This is a genomic window from Azospirillum sp. 11R-A (assembly GCF_049472615.1).
Taxonomy (GTDB): Bacteria; Pseudomonadota; Alphaproteobacteria; order Azospirillales; family Azospirillaceae; genus Azospirillum; species Azospirillum palustre.
In genome coordinates this window covers 40,663-57,362 of the sequence record NZ_JBCEBL010000006.1, presented here as the reverse complement: position 1 = coordinate 57,362, position 16,700 = coordinate 40,663, and the positions used below count along the sequence as shown (strand labels likewise).

The 16,700-nt window shown below is 58.1% G+C and carries 15 protein-coding genes and 1 pseudogene; 10 read left to right on the top strand and 6 right to left on the bottom strand.

From position 1 onward, the window contains the following. Nucleotides 1-252 precede the first annotated feature (252 nt). From VH569_RS11080 to VH569_RS11070, 3 genes and pseudogenes are all read left to right on the top strand, one after another. Entirely contained in the window at nt 253-1,128 is an 876-nt protein-coding gene (locus tag VH569_RS11080; protein WP_423315578.1) for an HNH endonuclease, read from the top strand. Between the two features lie 699 nt (nt 1,129-1,827). Continuing rightward, nucleotides 1,828-2,633, top strand: a pseudogene (locus VH569_RS11075) (IS5 family transposase). A 100-nt stretch (nt 2,634-2,733) separates the two neighbouring features. Beyond that, on the top strand, nt 2,734-3,285 hold the full coding sequence (locus tag VH569_RS11070; RefSeq protein WP_423315383.1) for a site-specific integrase: 552 nt from the start codon (nt 2,734-2,736) through the stop codon (nt 3,283-3,285). A gap of 169 nt (nt 3,286-3,454) precedes the next feature. On the opposite strand, the gene VH569_RS11065 is transcribed toward VH569_RS11070, so the two are convergent. The 4 genes from VH569_RS11065 to VH569_RS11050 all read right to left on the bottom strand — a co-directional run bounded on the left by VH569_RS11065 (nt 3,455) and on the right by VH569_RS11050 (nt 7,043). Beyond that, the gene (locus VH569_RS11065; RefSeq protein WP_111066588.1) at nt 3,455-4,012 is read right to left on the bottom strand and encodes a recombinase family protein; all 558 of its coding nucleotides are present in this window, start codon (nt 4,010-4,012) and stop codon (nt 3,455-3,457) included. Between the two features lie 191 nt (nt 4,013-4,203). Then, nucleotides 4,204-5,100, bottom strand: a complete 897-nt coding sequence (locus tag VH569_RS11060; RefSeq protein ID WP_423315382.1) for a 3'-5' exonuclease — start codon at nt 5,098-5,100, stop codon at nt 4,204-4,206. A 29-nt stretch (nt 5,101-5,129) separates the two neighbouring features. Beyond that, nucleotides 5,130-6,470 (bottom strand): reverse transcriptase domain-containing protein, encoded by a 1,341-nt coding sequence (locus VH569_RS11055; RefSeq protein WP_423315381.1) that lies wholly within the window; start codon nt 6,468-6,470, stop codon nt 5,130-5,132. Nucleotides 6,471-6,473: 3 nt separating this feature from the next. Continuing rightward, entirely contained in the window at nt 6,474-7,043 is a 570-nt protein-coding gene (locus VH569_RS11050; RefSeq protein WP_423315380.1) for an SLATT domain-containing protein, read from the bottom strand. Nucleotides 7,044-7,515: 472 nt separating this feature from the next. Between VH569_RS11050 and VH569_RS11045 the strand changes: the two genes are divergently transcribed. After that, on the top strand, nt 7,516-8,592 hold the full coding sequence (locus VH569_RS11045; RefSeq protein WP_423315576.1) for an IS5 family transposase: 1,077 nt from the start codon (nt 7,516-7,518) through the stop codon (nt 8,590-8,592). 272 nt (nt 8,593-8,864) lie between these two features. Here the strand turns inward: VH569_RS11045 and VH569_RS11040 are convergent, their stop codons facing one another. Next, a complete protein-coding gene (locus tag VH569_RS11040; RefSeq protein WP_423315379.1) occupies nt 8,865-9,743 on the bottom strand; it encodes a helix-turn-helix domain-containing protein in 879 nt (292 codons plus the stop codon). Nucleotides 9,744-9,847: 104 nt separating this feature from the next. Further along, nucleotides 9,848-10,717 (bottom strand): helix-turn-helix transcriptional regulator, encoded by an 870-nt coding sequence (locus VH569_RS11035; RefSeq protein WP_423315378.1) that lies wholly within the window; start codon nt 10,715-10,717, stop codon nt 9,848-9,850. 365 nt (nt 10,718-11,082) lie between these two features. On the opposite strand from VH569_RS11035, the gene VH569_RS11030 reads away from it, so the two are divergent. The 6 genes from VH569_RS11030 to VH569_RS11005 all read left to right on the top strand — a co-directional run bounded on the left by VH569_RS11030 (nt 11,083) and on the right by VH569_RS11005 (nt 16,683). Beyond that, nucleotides 11,083-11,925, top strand: coding sequence for an alpha/beta fold hydrolase (locus VH569_RS11030; protein ID WP_423315377.1), 843 nt, complete (start codon nt 11,083-11,085; stop codon nt 11,923-11,925). Between the two features lie 219 nt (nt 11,926-12,144). Further along, nucleotides 12,145-13,329 (top strand): MFS transporter, encoded by a 1,185-nt coding sequence (locus tag VH569_RS11025; RefSeq protein WP_423315376.1) that lies wholly within the window; start codon nt 12,145-12,147, stop codon nt 13,327-13,329. Between the two features lies 1 nt (nt 13,330). After that, nucleotides 13,331-14,344: an alpha/beta fold hydrolase gene (locus tag VH569_RS11020; protein ID WP_423315375.1), complete on the top strand. Its 1,014-nt coding sequence runs from the start codon at nt 13,331-13,333 to the stop codon at nt 14,342-14,344. 22 nt (nt 14,345-14,366) lie between these two features. Beyond that, on the top strand, nt 14,367-15,632 hold the full coding sequence (locus VH569_RS11015; RefSeq protein WP_423315374.1) for an epoxide hydrolase family protein: 1,266 nt from the start codon (nt 14,367-14,369) through the stop codon (nt 15,630-15,632). A 28-nt stretch (nt 15,633-15,660) separates the two neighbouring features. Next, entirely contained in the window at nt 15,661-16,104 is a 444-nt protein-coding gene (locus VH569_RS11010) for a nuclear transport factor 2 family protein (RefSeq protein WP_423315373.1), read from the top strand. A 93-nt stretch (nt 16,105-16,197) separates the two neighbouring features. Further along, on the top strand, nt 16,198-16,683 hold the full coding sequence (locus VH569_RS11005; RefSeq protein WP_423315372.1) for a DUF305 domain-containing protein: 486 nt from the start codon (nt 16,198-16,200) through the stop codon (nt 16,681-16,683). Nucleotides 16,684-16,700: the final 17 nt, after the last annotated feature.

Below are 16,700 nucleotides of genomic sequence, written 5' to 3'. Positions count from 1 at the left end.
CCGTATCCGACCCCTGACTACGTCTACCCAGGCAAGGAGGTAGGCGAAAAGCCGCCCTTCTCCCAATGGACCCGAAAGCCGCCTCCCACTTTCGGAGAGTTGCGGTCAGAGGGAAAGCCAAACAGTGGTCGTCAACTATGGTTTGAGGATCAGGCCCGCCGGATAGCGGAACATGTAGGTGAGGACCGGGTGCCTTGGGCTTTCGAGTTCTCCGACGGCGAAGTCTTTCAGCTGGATCGAGGCTGCGTGCGCATGGCCGTGCGTAGACAGGTCTTCCGCGAACCACCATCCGATCAGCGGATCGAATACCTCGTGTTGAGGGCAAAGGCGTCGGCGGACAGTTCGGCTCCCCCTCCGGTCCCGCAGGACAACGCGGGGGAAACGCTGGCGGCGCAGGTTGCAAAGGGGGTGCGGGATGAGCACATCCTGGCCGCCGCCGCATTCATCGATGAGAACTCGGCCGAACAGGTAAAGTCGTTCGCCGGCACTAATCGGTGGGCGACGGCCCACTTCGTGCTGGTGAACGGGCGACGGTATCCAGCTAAGATCTTCGGGCTGATCACCAAGAGGCTCGCGACCGGTGAAATACTGGATCCCCAGCGCATCAATTCGCTCACGTTCCTTGATGGATTGGCCTCCCTCGGCGTCCACAGAGCGGAGGACGACGGCTCCATCTTAGATGCAGTTTGCGAGGCTGCCGAACGAGACGGCGCGTTTGATCCGTCCGACACGACGGATGCTCGCACCCGAGCCCTGCGTGCGATTGTACAACGCCAAGGCCAACGGGCATTCCGAAAGGCGCTGCTGGCCGCCTATAGCGAGCGTTGTGCTGTAACCGGCTGCGACTTGGTAGAGACATTAGAGGCTGCTCACATTGCTCCGCACCTTGGTAAACATACCGACCATGTCGCCAACGGTCTGCTGCTTCGCGCCGACATCCATACGCTGTTCGATCAGAACCTGATCGCTTTCAACCCCGACAAAGGAGGCGTGCTGATGGTCTCAGCCGTCATCGCCGGGACTAAATTCGCGGACGGGCTGAAAAAGCTGAGACTGCGCTCACCTAAGAACCCAGCCCATGCGCCGAATCCCGAGGCCCTGCGGGACCGACTCCGAAATCTGCGTTAACGCTCATCCGGTACGGCCAGTCGGCGCTTTTCGACCCTTACGGGCGTGTTGCATTGAGGCGAGGACGGTACGCGATAGCCCTACTGTCGCTTTCTCCTGAGGTTTTTCGTTGTCAGCCTATTTGAGCCCTCCGCTGTTTTCCTCGTCCTTTCCCCGCCGCACCCGAGCCACCGCACCTCGCGTCGCCCGCAGGCGCTCGGTGCAACAAGTCAGCATCACTGGTGAGAACCAGCGTCCCGCCTGCATCAGCCCGGGTAGGTCCACGTGGTCGCTGAAGCCGACGGCAAGTGGGGTCGGCCTCACCGGTGCATCGCTCCCCCGGACTCCTCGATTACGCGTCTGTGACCGCAAAACGAAAACCGCTGGGGTCGAACCCGCCCGGCCACCCCGGCGACAGCCCGGCGGTATAAGCGGCGGCGGCTGCAGCGACGGCCCCTGCGCCGCCGTCATCTGCCCCGCAATGCGGACAACATTGGGCATGCGGGTCGTGATGGTTGATGAACCAGCATCCAAGGCAGCGAATGCACCGCGCGCAGGTACCAGCCAGTGATACGCTACCGTCCGCCACACGATGCGGCACCCAAAGGTGTCCGTTCGAGGACCCAATCGCGACGCGCTGCCCGTGACAAGAAACCACTTGCCAGAGAGCGACAGCTTTAGAGCACCTAACAAAACGGCATTTGGGCGGTTGAGAGGGGTATGGCTTCCCCTCTTGTATCCGACGCCCTTTGGGCGCTGATTGAACCGTTGCTCCCACCGGAGGCGCCCAAGCCGAAGGGCGGGCGGCCTCGGCTGGACAACCGCGCTGCGCTAACCGGTATCCTGTTCGTGTTGCGTTCGGGCATTCCCTGGGAGTTGCTGCCGGTGGAGATGGGGTGCGGCTCGGGCATGACCTGTTGGCGCCGGCTGCACGAATGGCAGCAAGCCGGCGTCTGGGAGCGGCTGCACCTCGTGCTGCTTGATCGGCTTGGCTACGCCAACGCCATCAACTGGGATCGCGCGGCGGTGGACAGCGCCAGCGTTCCAGCAAAAAGGGGGGCGAAGAGACCGGGCCGAACCCAACGGACCGCGGCAAACCGGGCTCCAAGCGCCACATCCTCGTCGATGCCAATGGCATCCCCCTCGCCTTGAGGATTTCGCCGGCCAACCGGCATGACAGCAAGTTCCTGGAGGCGTTGGTCGATGCCGTGCCGGCAATCCGCCAGTGTGCGGGACGGCCACGGCGTCGACCAGCCAAACTGCACGCCGACAAGGGCTACGACTTCGCCCACTGCCGGCAGGCGCTACGCCGGCGGGGGATCGTTCCACGCATCGCCCGGCGTGGCATCGAGAGCAGCGAGCGCCTTGGCCGACACCGATGGGTGGTCGAGCGGACACTCGCTTGGTTTGCCCGTTTCCGTCGCATCGCCGTCCGCTACGAACGGCGCGCCGACATCTTCACCGCTTTCCACCACATCGCCGCCAGCCTCATCTGCTGGCGTTTCGTCCAGAGATGGTTCTGTTAGGCGCTCTTATACCCCCGCCGACCTGAAGGTGCTGTTTCATTGCCCGCTCTACACCGGCCATTGGCGGGCGGATCGGCGAGAGAGGCCCGGCGGCGTTCTGGTGAAGGACCACAAGTTCTGGCTGCCCCTGATTGCCCTGCATTCGGGCTTGCGGGCTGAAGAGGCGGCAAAGCTGAAGGTGACGGACCTGCGGCAGATCGAGGGCATCTGGTGCTTCTCAGTGGAAGACACGAAGACGGCGGCAGGGACGCGCATCGTCCCGGTGCATCCGCGGCTGATCCGGCTCGGCCTGTTGTCCTACCACGAACAGGTGTCCAAGAAGGGCGCCGGTCCCCTCTGGCCTGAGATAAAGCCGAGTGCCGATGGGCGCTATAGCGAGAAGTTCTGTGCGTGGTGGTCGCACTTCAGGCACTTGGTCGGGCTTGGCCGCTCCGGTCTGAAGTTCCACAGCTTCCGCCACACCTTCATATCCAGTTTGCAGGTTGCCGGGGTGCCGGAAACACTCAGCGGGCAGCTTGCCGGCCATGTGGTCAATGTCGGCATCACCTACGGCGTCTATGGCGGAAAGCTACTCTCGGCACCCGAACGCTTGGCCCTGATCGAGAGGCTGGATTTCGGTGTTGACCTCTCGCATCTGGAACCCGCCGGGTGACAAGGGCAGGGAGAAATCTACAGCGGTGCTACGTGAAGGAAGGGCGGAACAACAACCAAATAACGGTGCTTTAACCCCATTCTGCGAAGTGTGATTTCCAGAGGGGGCAGGGGAGGGCGAGAGTGTCTTCCGGTCCCTTGGGACTCCTATCCCCCCTGCCGTCCCTGGATCACGCATCGGCCCCAAGGATGCGGTAGACGCTGGCACGGCCAATCCCGAGCCGCTTGGCTATCTCACTGGCACCCACACCTTGCGCCTTCAGGGCCATTACGTCTTCGGCCTTGGCCTGTGCCGTGGGCTTCCTGCCCTTGTATTTTCCCTCAGCCTTGGCCTTGGCGATGCCCTCCCGCTGGCGTTCAAGCATGATGTCCCGCTCAAACTCCGCCACGCCGCTAAGGACGGTCAGCATCAGCTTGCCCGTGGGGGTGCTGGTGTCGATGCCCATGTTCAGGATGCGCAGGGATGCGCCCTTGGCCTTCAGGGCGTCTAGGATCGTCATCAGGTGGGCGACGGAGCGGGCCAAGCGGTCGAGCTTCGTCACCACCAGGGCATCCCCTTCCCGGATGAAGTCGAGGGCAATAGCAAGCTGTTCCCGGTTCGCCACGTCCACCGACGACACCTGTTCCTGAAACAGCCGCTCGCACCCTACGGCCTGAAGGTCACGGACCTGTGCCTCAATGCCGGCCTTCTGGTCGAGGGTGCTGGTGCGAGCGTATCCGATCAACATGGCCTGTTCCGTCCCAAGTGTCTCAATAAACCCTTAGACGTTATCGTCTCATTGTCTCAAAAAGGCAAGAGGGTACTTTATTGGGGCAGCTTAGGCGTGGGCGTGAGACGGCTCGCTAGGGCACGGTCTATTGGGGCGCTTCGATCAGGCTCGTGGATATCTGGATAGTTTCATGAATGAACTCTGAAATACTAGGCTCTTTCCGAATATCTATCAAAAGCATTAAAAGAATAAACATCTATAGAGCTATTGAAATTGCGCGATCTTAAGCTTATATAATTTATCTCTTTTTCAATATCATCTTGGGATACGTCCTTCCACCAACCTTTCTGCTTTCCATTTTCGCCATCACTCCATCGATATCCATTCGACTTCAGTTCGTTTCTCAGTGAAAATGGAACTTCCTTTCCCCATATGCGAAATGTGCGTTCCCTTGCCTGATCCAGCAGCACTTTCAATATTGGCCTTCCAGTCCTTTTCAAGTTAAGTGACATGAGCTCTAGCAATGCGAGGCAATCCTCAGCCGCTCTGTGTCCATCATGGAAGAGGCCATATGCGTTTAGAATAAAGGAGAGCTTAGGGCTCTCGACACCTTCATTTTTCCATGCGATCTCGGACAAAGAGCATGCCCAAGCTTTTTTGGGTAGCTTTGGAAACTGTCGTTCAAAAAACTTTCTATCAAATGCAGCGTTATGGGCGATGATGACATCAGCCTTTAAAATAATTTCAGAGATCCTCTTTCTTGGTAGTTTTTTATTCTTAATCATCTCATCTGTTATGCCGGTTATTTCTGATACTTCCGAGGTTAATGGCCGCTTCGGATCTCGAAAAGATTCGACTGTGTCTATTATAGAGAAGACAGCCCCCTCGGAGCTGAACTCAAATGCAATCATTCCGATCTCAATAATCTCGTCGTTGATCGGATCCAGCCCGGTAGTTTCCAAGTCAATAACCACCCCAATTTTCTTTGGGGAACCATCATCTGGGCTGTATCTTTCTCTTCTTTTTATTTTTCTCAGAACTTTGTATTCTCCACTTAGCTCAAGCGTTTTCGCCATTTCCTCATAAATTTTAGACCCTGACATCATGATGCTTCCACTATTTACAGACATCATCGCTAAGAGAAGAACTCCATTACATCTTTTTCAAGCTCGCTTACCTCCTTGCCAATGACCTTGTAAAATCTCTGCGAGATTTCTTTGTCGGTCATATTGTCAAATACAGACAGTGGTTCGCCGCTTAGCAAAATTATGGCCTCGACCTTGTCCTCAATGTTGAACTTGTCAAAATTTATAATGTACTTTGTAGTCATGTATTTGTATCTCATTTCATGGTATGATTTTACAAACGTTTTTATCTTGGGTGTGACATGATCCAAACCCCTCTTTGACAGTTGGGATTTTACGAACCTATCCAAATTTACCAACTGGCTGGTATTCTTCGTCTGCATAAAAAAGAACATCCACCCGAAGTTTTTTCCGTTGAAAATGCATCCTGATATCTTAAGATTGAGGCGCCATATCAGCTTTGCTTCGTCCTTGTGATGCCGATGATAGGTCAAGACAGAAAGTATTTTTGGGAATATATTTTTATATGATGCTTCTCTTACAGAGATCATATTCTTCGATACTGTGTATCCCAGGTAATCTACTCCGTCGGTAACCTTTTTTATACAGGACTTTCCATTCTCTGAAATTGGGTGGCACTGTAGTTTCTTTTCTGCGAGCAGCTTCTTTGATATCTCTTGGTAAGCCTTGTCTGCCTCGTTAGTGTCCTTACAAATTATAAGAATATCATCGACGTAGCGGAAATATTTCCAACGCCCCTCTGCATAGATATCGAAATCACGGAGATATATTCCAGCAAGTATGTTAGAAATACTTAAACCTTGTGGGATGCCGGAGTCGTCCCCTCCCGTTGTAGTTGTTGAGACGGCCGCCATAATGATATCTCTAGCTTGCCTTTTTCTTATTCTTTTCCTTATTATGCTTTCCAGAACTGTCCTGTCGATTGACGGGTAGTAATCCTTAACATCTATTCTAAGGAAAACAGCGCTATCATCTAAAGAATTCAGAGACTCCCGGATTGCTTTGATGTAGCTGTGTGGCTTTTTTGTGACCGCATCGGGAAATATAGTAGAAAGAAACTCACACATTGCCCTCAACGCAAGACGGTCGCGCACAGTTGGGATAGACAAGACTCTAGGTATTTTCCCAACGCCTTTGGAAACCAGCTTCAGCTTGTACTTTGTGAACTTGTATTTCCCATCGCTTGCCTTTCTAACGATCAACGCTACTTCGTCATTTAATTTTTCAGCGAACTTTTCCACGCGGACGCCATCTCTTCCTACTGCCTTCGTTGACGAGATTTTGTCATTGAACAGGGATATCAGTTTCTTGGGATTAAACGTTTTGCGGAATATTCTATACGGGACTACTGGCGTTGCGATGTCAGTCATAATTTATCTCCAAATTATCTTAACAAGCGCAATAAGAGACATTGCTGGCAGAAGATAAGATGCAATGAGCAAGATTGCGGTGCGAATAGATTTCCTTACGATCATATAGGTTGTGGGTTTAATTGGCTCTTTAGTCTTGGGGTCAGTGATCGGCTTGTCGCGAAAAATAGCTCTATCAATTACCAAATTGTCGTAATCTTGATCGTCGTGATTTGGATATGCATCCAATATTGCGTTGTATTCTTTTGCGAGGTTTTGATTGCAACCCCTGGTCTCGTAAAGCGCTTGAAGCTTGATATAACACTCTCGGTGCTGGGCAGCCGTTTCCAAGAAGCGGAAGCCAGACAGTACCAAAGACAAAGCAAGAACCGCGATGCTTAGTGCAATATTAAGCCTGTCTGCGTGATGAATTACGGCCGATATTTCGTCAGTAAACAATGAAAAAAAGATAAGAAGGAGAGAGCAAGTCGTGATCCACACATTAGCCAGAAGATTGTATGATCTATATCTGGCTTCCGTAAACATTCTGGTTTTTGCTGTTATCCATATGTTGTCCGCGATAGTATCGTTCATTTTGGCCCTCGTATGTTAATTTTGGTGCGGGCGCATTGGACTGAATACTAGTTCCTGAATTCAGGAGAGCCTGATATCAGGAAAGCCGGAGCTACGATTAGACATGCACCGTAAGGGTAGCCGCCATCGCTGGAGGCCAGCGGCCGTAATACGACCACTCCGCCCGCACCGTTTGTGGATATACAAGAGGCTTACGACTTATGCAACTACGAAGCACATCTAGATATGTTCAGTCACTAAATTTGCTGCATAAGAAGGATGTCCTTTCCTCGCAAGCCGCATTAAGTCTACCTAGATCGCTCGGCAATACAAGACTCGTACGCAGGTTGTATGAAGGAAAAAGAGTGCTTCCTCTTTTCACCACCAATTTCTCGAATGTGTAGCGCCTCTAACAGGCCGCGGAAAAAGGCTGTGCTGTGCTGACCAGTCGTGATTCTCTCCGGTTGAAGAGAAAGCGGCCGTTGGGGGGATGATGCGGGGATCGGACGACCACAGCGAGGGGCTGTTCAGCTATGTGAGCTGTGAGGCCCGTGTTCCGGCGAGCCATCCTCTACGACCGATCCGGGCCATCGTGGACGAGGCGCTGGAGGTGATGTCGCCGGCGTTCGAGGGGCTGTACTCCAAGATCGGGCGGCCGTCGATCCCGCCGGAGAAGCTGCTGCGGGCRCTGYTGCTCCAGGCCTTCTACTCGGTGCGCTCGGAACGCCAGCTTATGGAGCAGCTYGACTACAACCTGCTGTTCCGCTGGTTCGTCGGCTTGTCGATGGACGYCCCGGTGTGGGACGTKACSGTGTTCACCAAGAACCGTGAGCGCCTGCTGGCCGGCGATGTGGCRRCCAAGTTCCTGGCCACYGTGCTGKGCCAGCCGAAGGTCAAGGCGCTGCTGTCGGACGAGCATTTCTCGGTGGACGGRACGYTGATCGAAGCCTGGGCSWSSGTGAAGAGCTTCCGGCCCAARGAYGGCAGCGGCGAGCCGCCKGGGCCGGGWCGCAACGGCGAMCGSGAYTTCCATGGTGAGAAGCGGTCCAACGAGACCCATGCGTCGACCAGCGATCCCGAGGCSCGRCTGTACCGCAAGGGCAACGGGCAGCCGGCGAAGCTGGCCTTCATGGGCCACGCCCTGATGGAGAACCGGAACGCCCTGGTGGTGGATGTCCGGCTGACGGCRGCCACCGGCTTGGCCGAAYGCGAGGCGGCGGTGTCCATGGTCGAGGCCATTCCCGGCCGCCACCGCATCACGGTGGGCGCCGACAAGGCTTACGACACCARGGATTTCGTGGCGAACATGCGCGAGTTGGGCGCCGCTGCGCAYGTCGCGCAGAACACGMGCAACCGCCGCTCGGCGATCGACGGCCGGACCACCCGCCACYCTGGCTATGCCGTGTCCTTGCGCATCCGCAAACGGATTGAGGAGCTGTTCGGCTGGATCAAGGGAGCTGGCTTGCGCAAAACGCGTCATCGCGGYACGGCCCGCGTCGGYTGGATGTTCAYSCTGACCGCYRCYGCCTACAACCTGATCCGCCTGCCMAARCTGYTGGCGGCGGCATAATCACGCCCGRASTCCGCCTSAACGGCGGCTCCGGGCGKCTCGGAGCGCGAAAAGGCGCTCCATTCTGACTAAAACGGGCGGCGGAAACGCCATTTCCAAGCCTCAGCAGAGGCAAAAAGCCAAAATATGTTCGTTTTTCCGCGGCCTGCTAKAGACCWTGMSCGCCTTTCCGCTCCTACACCACGGCCGGGGACCACCTCACTACCGAGGCCGCGGGCGATCGGTTGGATGCTGACAGGCGTGATCTGCCAGATCGCCGGAGGAGCCTTGGTTCAGGACTTGTGCATGCGGCGCCAAGCGGCAGGGGGCATGCCGATCTTGTTACGGAATTGACGGATCAGGTGCATATGGTCGGAAAAACCTGTCGCGATTGCAATGTCCTCGATCGTCAGGTCGGTTGCCAGAAGCAGGTTGCGCGCTTCTTTCAGACGGGCATCCAACTGCCATTGGTAAGGCGACATTCCGGTCGATGCCTTGAATGCCCGCGCAAAATGCCATTGGGACAGGTTTACCAGGGAAGCCAGTTCCTGGAGTTCGACTTGGCGGGGAAGCCGTCGCGTCATGTACTCGACCACCCGGTTCAGCTGCCAAGGCGCCAAAGCTCCGGAGCGTCTGTGCGTCTCCTGGGATTCGAAAGCGATGGCGAAAATGGCGGCCGTCAGGCTGTCGCCGTAGAGTTGATAGGAACTGTCGCCTTCCGGAATGGCGACCAGCATGTTGACCAGCGTCCAGATCCTGGGTTCCGCGTAGCGCAATCTTGGAGCTTCGCCATTGCTTCGGGAAACACCATGCTGCAGGCGCTCTTCAAGGGCCTCCAGATCAAACATCACCGTCGCGTCGTAGCAGAAGCCGAGCGTCGACGCGTAACCCCAAAGCGCGGTCCCGGCCGGCGCAAAAGCCATGTAGCGTGGCTTGTGTCCCACCGGGCATGGCACGGTCCTGCTCAGGCGAGGTTCGGTAATACCGCCCACTTCATCGAGATTGACCGACAAGCGGGTCTTGTTCTCATAGCCAAGCGGGTGGAGTATCTCCCCCTCGTCATAATGGGCCTTCGTGATGTCGACGCGTACGCCATTCCAGCTCTGGCTACGTGTCACGATGCTGCGGATATTATACGGCAGACCTAGAAGCTCTGCTTCTCGGGTGTCCATCGGCAGGCCCCATACTGACGCTCCGAACGGAATATTTACAGCGCTTCCTGCCGTGAGGCATGTAAACTTAGGTATGGGTAGACTGGCGAATCCGACGGCCGGGTTCACCGTCTGTCCCGCCTCCAAACCGCGGGGGCTTCACCGATGCGGCGTTTGAAGGTCTGAACAAGATGCGCGGTATCACGGAAACCCGTCGCCGTCGCGATGGCGTTCAAAGGCGCATCGTTTTGCAAAAGCAACTCCTTAACCATCTCCAGTCGCTTGGTCAGTTGCCACTGATAGGGTGAGAGTCCCGTGGACTCCTTGAATCCCCTGGAGAAATGCCATTGAGACATTTGTGCGAGCTCTGCCAGTTCGCGAAGTTCGATCCGCCGCGGCAACTGGTCCTGGATGTAGCTCTCGACAAGATACAATGCATGGCAGGACAGCTTCGGGCCGGCGGTAAGCTGCTCATTTTCGTTGGACAACAGTGCGAAGACCGCCGAGGTCAGGCTGTCGCCCAGCAGGGTCATCGATGCATCCTCTTCAGGAATATCTACCAGCATCCGGATGAGTGCGTGGAGCCTGTCGTCCGTGAACCGCAGGCGCGGACGGGCGAACATCCCGACATCGAAACCCTCCTCGAACCGCATTTCGAGCGCATCGAGATCGAACAGCAGCAGCGCATATCGGCTGTAATGCAGATCCCTGGTCGCGTACCCCCATAGCGGCATCCCCTTCGGCACCAGTGTCATGTGGTTCGGCCGGTGATCGAGCGGGCAGGCCTGATCGGGTTTGAGACGCGGCTCTGTGACGCCGCCGACCTCGTTCAGCGCCAGGGCGACACCGGTGTCCTCGTCATTGACCAGGGAATGAAGGACTTCGCCACGGGTGTGTTCATGAACATCGACGACCGTCACACCGTTCCAGGAGTGCATGCGCCTTTCGATCCGGACGACGTTCTCGTGAAGAGCCGTGGCGTCGTCGGCGCTCATGATGCCTCCCGGTGCTGGAATTGGATGCGTACCGCAGCAGCGCATCGCCGAACCTAGCCATCCATACCGAGAGACAAACAGCAAAATCCCGCCCCTGCTCATTTTGAAGCAAGAACGTGCAGCTAGCGCAAGAACGCCCATCGTTTGGCGGTCCGGTGGGGAATAGGGTCAACTCGCTCCACCCGAGAGCTTCCTGCGGATGTCAATGCCGTGACGTCAATCGACGACCAGAGCCTGACCCTGAGACCGTGCGATGCCTCGATCTCATCACCGGCGCGCCGCCGGCCGCGCTCCCTGTGGCTGCAGGCGGCGCCAAGCCTCGCGGCTGGCAAGTGACAACCATTTTCGACGACGGAACCCTCCCCATGACCGAGAGTCACATCAAGACCGAAGACGGCGTCGATATCTTCTTCAAGGACTGGGGGCGCAATGATGCGCAACCGATCGTCTTCCACCATGGCTGGCCGCTTTCCTCCGACGACTGGGATGCGCAGATGCTGTTCTTCCTGCAGCAGGGCTATCGCGTCGTCGCCCACGACCGCCGCGGCCATGGGCGCTCGGCGCAGGTTTCGGACGGGCACGACATGGACCATTACGCTGCCGACGCCTTTGCCGTGGTCGAGCATCTGAACCTGAAGAACGCCATCCATATCGGCCACTCCACCGGCGGTGGGGAGGTGGCCCGCTATGTCGCGAAATATGGCCAGCCGGCCGGACGTGTTGCCAAGGCGGTGCTGGTGTCCGCCGTGCCGCCGTTGATGGTCAAGACTGATGATAACCCGGAAGGCCTGCCGATCGAGGACTTTAACGGCTTCCGCTCGGCACTCGCCGCCAATCGTGCGCAGTTCTTCCGCGACGTCCCGGCGGGCCCATTCTATGGCTTCAATCGTGAAGGCGCGAAAGTCCTGGAGGGTGTGATTCAGAATTGGTGGCGGCAGGGCATGATGGGCGGCGCCATTGCCCACTACGCGGGCATCAAGGCATTCTCCGAGACCGACCAGACGGAAGACTTGACCGCGATCACAGTCCCGACGTTGGTGCTGCATGGCGAAGACGACCAGATCGTGCCAATCGCCGGCTCGGCTGTAAAGTCTGCCAAGCTTCTGAAGAATGGCCAGCTCAAGACCTATCCCGGTTTCTCGCACGGTATGCTGACGATCAACGCCGATGTCCTCAACGCCGATCTCCTCGCCTTTGTGAAGACTTGAGGGACCAAGGCGGGGCAGCGGTCGCGGCAGAGCGGTCGCGGCGTCATCCATCACCATGGATGATGTTTCCAAACCGATGCTCTTCCCGGCCGCCGCCCCGCCTCTCTACCTTGCTGTGCGTCGAACGGACCTGGCCGTTTCCAACCTCTTCACCACGCCGGCTGCCCGAAACCCCAGGCGGGGGAGCTTCCTGCAACTCCAAAATCTCGAGGAGCCACCATGACGGCGAACAGCGCGACTGTGACCTCTTCCTGGCCTGCGGTCTTCACGATCGCGGTCGGCACCTTCGCGCTGGTGACCAGCGAGTTCCTTCCGATCGGCTTGCTGTCGCATATCGCGGACCAGTTCGGCATTCCCGCCGGTCAGGCCGGCCTGCTGGTGACGATGCCTGGCATCGTTGCGGCCATCGCCGCCCCGGTTTGCACGATCACGGCCCGGACGCTGGACCGCAGGCTCCTGCTGATCGGATTCACGCTCCTCGTCCTGGTTTCCAACCTGATCGTCGCGACCGCTTCCGGTTTCGCGGTCGCACTCATCGGACGGGCCCTGCTCGGCGTCAGTGTCGGCGGCTTTTGGACGTTCGCGGCGGCCACCGGACGCAAGCTGGTGACCGCCGAGCACGGCGATCGGGCGACGTCGATCATCATGGCGGGAATATCGATCGGCACCGTGGTTGGCGTTCCATTGGGCTCGGCTCTTGGAAGCGTCATGGGCTGGCGGCTATCGTTTTTCACCGTCGCCTCGCTCTGCCTTTTGGTGATGGCCGCGCAGAGTCTGTTCCTGCCGAAAATCGTGATTGCCACCGGGCAGTCGGTGAAGAGCCTCGTTGAAACGGCCGGCAGTCGCAGCCTTGCGCTGGCGTTCGTCGCGACCGCCCTGACTGCGGCCGGCCAGTTCGCGGCCTACACCTATCTCGAACCCCATCTGGTCGAAAATGCCAAAGCGGATCCGACGCGATTGGGCTTCGTGCTTGCCATCTACGGCCTGTTCGGGGTTGCCGGCACGTTCCTCGGCGAGCGCTTGAGCCGCCGAAACCCGGCATCCGGCTTCATGATGGTCGCACTTGCCATGGCGATCTTCATCGTCATGACCGCTCTTTCGCCCGCCAGCGCGCCTGCACAAGCCATTTCCGTCGCGCTGTGGGGTGCCGCCTTCGGTGCGGTTCCCGTTTGCCTGCAGATCTGGACCTATGCTGCCGATCCCGAAAGATTCGAAGCCAGCTCGGCCATCACCGTCAGCGTCTTTCAGATCGCCCTTGCGATTGGCGCGTTCGGTGGCGGGCTCATTGCCGACGCTCAAGGACTCATCGGTGCCTTTCTGGCTGGTGCCTGCCTCAACCTCCTGGCCGCGGTCCTGGTGGCCAGAAGCCTGTTTCTCCCCGATGCCGGGACGAAGGAAATCTGACGTGACCTTTCCCTTTCCAAACCTCACGGCGGCCAAGCTCGCGGCTGCGGCATTCGTCGCGATCGTCTCGACGGCCGCTCCCGCCGCCGCTCAACCCGCGGCCGCAACCGTTGCTACCCAGGCAACGACCGACGCCGAGCTTGTCGCCTCGCTTCCGGGGTTTCGCAATGCCGATGTCACCGTGAATGGCGTCAAGCTCCACTACGTGATCGGTGGTGAAGGTTCACCGGTGATCCTCCTTCCGGGCTGGCCGGAGACTTGGTGGTCCTGGCACAAGATCATGCCGGAACTTGCCAGGACCCACACGGTGATCGCGCTCGACATCCGCGGTATGGGCCAATCCGATAAGCCTGCCGATGGCTACGAGAAGAAGAGACTCGCCAGCGACGTTCATGAACTGGTCGAGGCGCTCGGCTATGCCAAGGCGGATGTGGTCGGCCACGACATCGGGTCGATGGTCGCCTTCGCCTATGCCGCCAATTACCCCGACGCCACCGGCAAGGTCGTGATGCTCGACGTTCCGCATCCGGACGCGGAACTTGCCAAATGGCCGCTGCTTCCGACAGCCGGAACCTTTGGCGACAGGATCGATGAGGATCATGCCTATGCCTGGTGGTTCGCTTTCCATCAGGTCAAGGGCCTTCCGGAAGACCTTCTGGCGGGTCGGCAGGACATCGAGCAGAGGTGGTTCTTCCGCTACCTGATGAAGGACGAAAGCAAGATCGACGCCCGGGACCGTGCCGTCTATGCCGCAGCCTATGCGGGCCGGGATGCGATCCGCGCCGGGAACGCATGGTACCAGGCTTTTCCACAGGACATCATCGATGACGGCACCTACTCCCGGCTTGAGATGCCGGTTCTCGCCCTCGGCGGCCCTGGCTATGTCTGGCTGAAGACGACGCTTGAGCGAAAGGCCGTCAATCTCACGGCCTACAAGATCGCAGACAGCGGTCATTTCATCGCCGAGGAACAGCCGGAAGAAACTCTGAAATACATCACCGGCTTCCTCAAGTAGATCATCAATCAAGGAAATCGATATGACGGTTCAATCGACCGGCACGTCGCGCCGGCGCATGCTGGAACTCGCCGTGGCCCTGCCCGTGGCGACCGCTTTGGCTTCGCAAGCCGTGGCGGCGGCGATGCCGACCCTTCCCCCAGCTACCAAAGACGTAAAACCGTTCAAGGTCTCTGTGCCACAGGCCGCCATCGACGATCTCAAGCGCCGCCTCAGGAACACCCGCTGGCCCGAGAGGGAAACGGCCTCCGGCTGGTCCCAGGGCGTGCCGCTCCATAAGGCCAAGTCGCTGATCTCCTATTGGGAAACCAAGTACGACTGGCGGGCTTTCGAGACGCGCATCAATGGCTACCCGCAGTTCCGCACCGAGATCGACGGACTCGGCATCCATTTCATCCATGTGAAGTCGAAGCACGAGCAGGCACTGCCGATCATCCTGACGCATGGTTGGCCAGGGTCGGTCGTCGAATTCCTCAAAATCATCGATCCTCTCACCAACCCGACCAAGCATGGCGGCAAGGCGGAAGATGCCTTCCATGTCGTCATTCCGTCCCAACCGGGCTTCGGATTCTCCGACAAGCCGCAGGCGGAAGGATGGACCGTGGTCCGCACGGCGAAAGCCTGGGGCGAGTTGATGAAGCGCCTTGGCTACGGCACATGGGTCGCCCAGGGTGGTGACTGGGGCTCCGGCGTCACCCATGCGCTTGGCCACATCCGTCCGGAGGGCCTCATCGCCGCGCATGTCAATTGGCCGCTCGTCTTCCCGGAGAAGTTTCCGGACAATCCGACACCGGAAGAAAAGACCGCCATGGACGCGGCGATGACGTTTGCCAACGATCAGTTCGGCTACTTCAAGGAACAGGCGACGCGGCCGCAGACGATCGGCTATGCGCTTGCTGATTCGCCGGTGGGACAGGCGACCTGGATTTACGAGAAATTCCAGGCCTGGACCGACAATCGCGGCGAACCGGAGGATGCGCTGACGGTCGACGAGATGCTGGACAACATCTCGCTGTACTGGTTCACCGACACCGCCGCATCCTCGGCAAGGATCTATTGGGAGAACGCCCGCAACGGCGGTGGTTTCGATGCCGGCCGCATCGAATTGCCGATGGCGACGACGATCTTCCCGAAGGAAATCTATCGCGCACCGAAGGCATGGGCCGAAGCCCACTGGCCGAACCTCTTCTACTGGAGCGAAGTCAGCAAGGGCGGCCATTTCGCCGCTTTCGAACAGCCCGCTCTCTTCGCCGACGAGATGCGCAAGGCGTTCCGGACCATCCGCTGAATCCCCTCATCGCTATAAAGGAAATGACATGCCCACCAATGAAGAAATTATCCGCGAACTTTATCGTACCGCTGAAGTCAAGGATATCGAAGGATTTGCTGCTCTCTTCGCCGAGAACGGCTATTTCTGGGATGTCTCGGCGGATGCGAAATATTACGGAGAAGACATTGGAAAGACGGTGGAGATTTATGCCAGCGCTTTCCATGATATGCACCGCGAACTTGGAAATTTCTACGTCAACGAAAATGTTGTCATCGTCGAGCTGACGCTCAACGGCACCCAGACCGGGCCGCTTGCTCTCCCGGCCGGAACGATCCCGCCGACCGGCAAAGAAATGCATGCCCCCTGTTGCGACGTCTTCCGCCTGAACGACGGCAAGGTGACCTCGTTCCATTGCTACACGGCCGCGACGACCATTCTCGGCCAGCTTGGTGTCCTCGGCAATCTTGCAGCCTCCTTCCAGCAAAGCTGAGGATCATTCGTGCTCGCCCGCGGGGGAGGCCAATTTTCGGCTCCCGCCCCCCATCCGGTCGTCCAGCGCTGTGAACCCAAAAGGAAGAAGCCAATGACGATTTGGTCGACTGGAAAGGCAACCGCTTTCGCCGCGATCCTGGCGGCGAGCTTGGTTCCCCATGCCGCCCTGGCCGATGACCAAGCACAGCATGAGTCCTCGCGGCATGACCATTCCGCATCCATCTCGGATGGACCGGAAGCCGCCTATCTCGCCGCCAACGATGCGGCGATGGACAGGATGATGGCTGACATGGCGGCCAAGCCGACCGGCGATATTGACCGCGACTTCGTGGCGATGATGACGCCGCATCATCAGGGCGCCATCGACATGGCGCTCACCATCCTGAAATACGGCAGGAACGAGCAGCTCAAGCGGCTGGCTCAGGAGATCATCGTCGAGCAGCAACAGGAGATCGCAGCCATGAAGCTTGCGATCGGCGACACCCTTCCGCCCTCCGCTCCCGCGCCGACACAGGTTTCTCCGGACAAAAATCCCGCGGGTTCCATGCAGCGCATGGATCCGAACATGAAGATGTGACTGAAAGGGCCTGCCCG

Coding starts and splice junctions, on each gene's coding strand:
- VH569_RS11040 (WP_423315379.1), bottom strand. CDS start 9,743: ATGGACACCCGAGAAGCAGAGCTTCTAGGTCTGCCGTATAATATCCGC.
- VH569_RS11060 (WP_423315382.1), bottom strand. CDS start 5,100: ATGATGTCAGGGTCTAAAATTTATGAGGAAATGGCGAAAACGCTTGAG.
- VH569_RS11015 (WP_423315374.1), top strand. CDS start 14,367: ATGACGGTTCAATCGACCGGCACGTCGCGCCGGCGCATGCTGGAACTC.
- VH569_RS11030 (WP_423315377.1), top strand. CDS start 11,083: ATGACCGAGAGTCACATCAAGACCGAAGACGGCGTCGATATCTTCTTC.
- VH569_RS11065 (WP_111066588.1), bottom strand. CDS start 4,012: ATGTTGATCGGATACGCTCGCACCAGCACCCTCGACCAGAAGGCCGGC.
- VH569_RS11010 (WP_423315373.1), top strand. CDS start 15,661: ATGCCCACCAATGAAGAAATTATCCGCGAACTTTATCGTACCGCTGAA.
- VH569_RS11050 (WP_423315380.1), bottom strand. CDS start 7,043: ATGAACGATACTATCGCGGACAACATATGGATAACAGCAAAAACCAGA.
- VH569_RS11055 (WP_423315381.1), bottom strand. CDS start 6,470: ATGACTGACATCGCAACGCCAGTAGTCCCGTATAGAATATTCCGCAAA.
- VH569_RS11080 (WP_423315578.1), top strand. CDS start 253: ATGGCCGTGCGTAGACAGGTCTTCCGCGAACCACCATCCGATCAGCGG.
- VH569_RS11005 (WP_423315372.1), top strand. CDS start 16,198: ATGACGATTTGGTCGACTGGAAAGGCAACCGCTTTCGCCGCGATCCTG.
- VH569_RS11025 (WP_423315376.1), top strand. CDS start 12,145: ATGACGGCGAACAGCGCGACTGTGACCTCTTCCTGGCCTGCGGTCTTC.
- VH569_RS11035 (WP_423315378.1), bottom strand. CDS start 10,717: ATGAGCGCCGACGACGCCACGGCTCTTCACGAGAACGTCGTCCGGATC.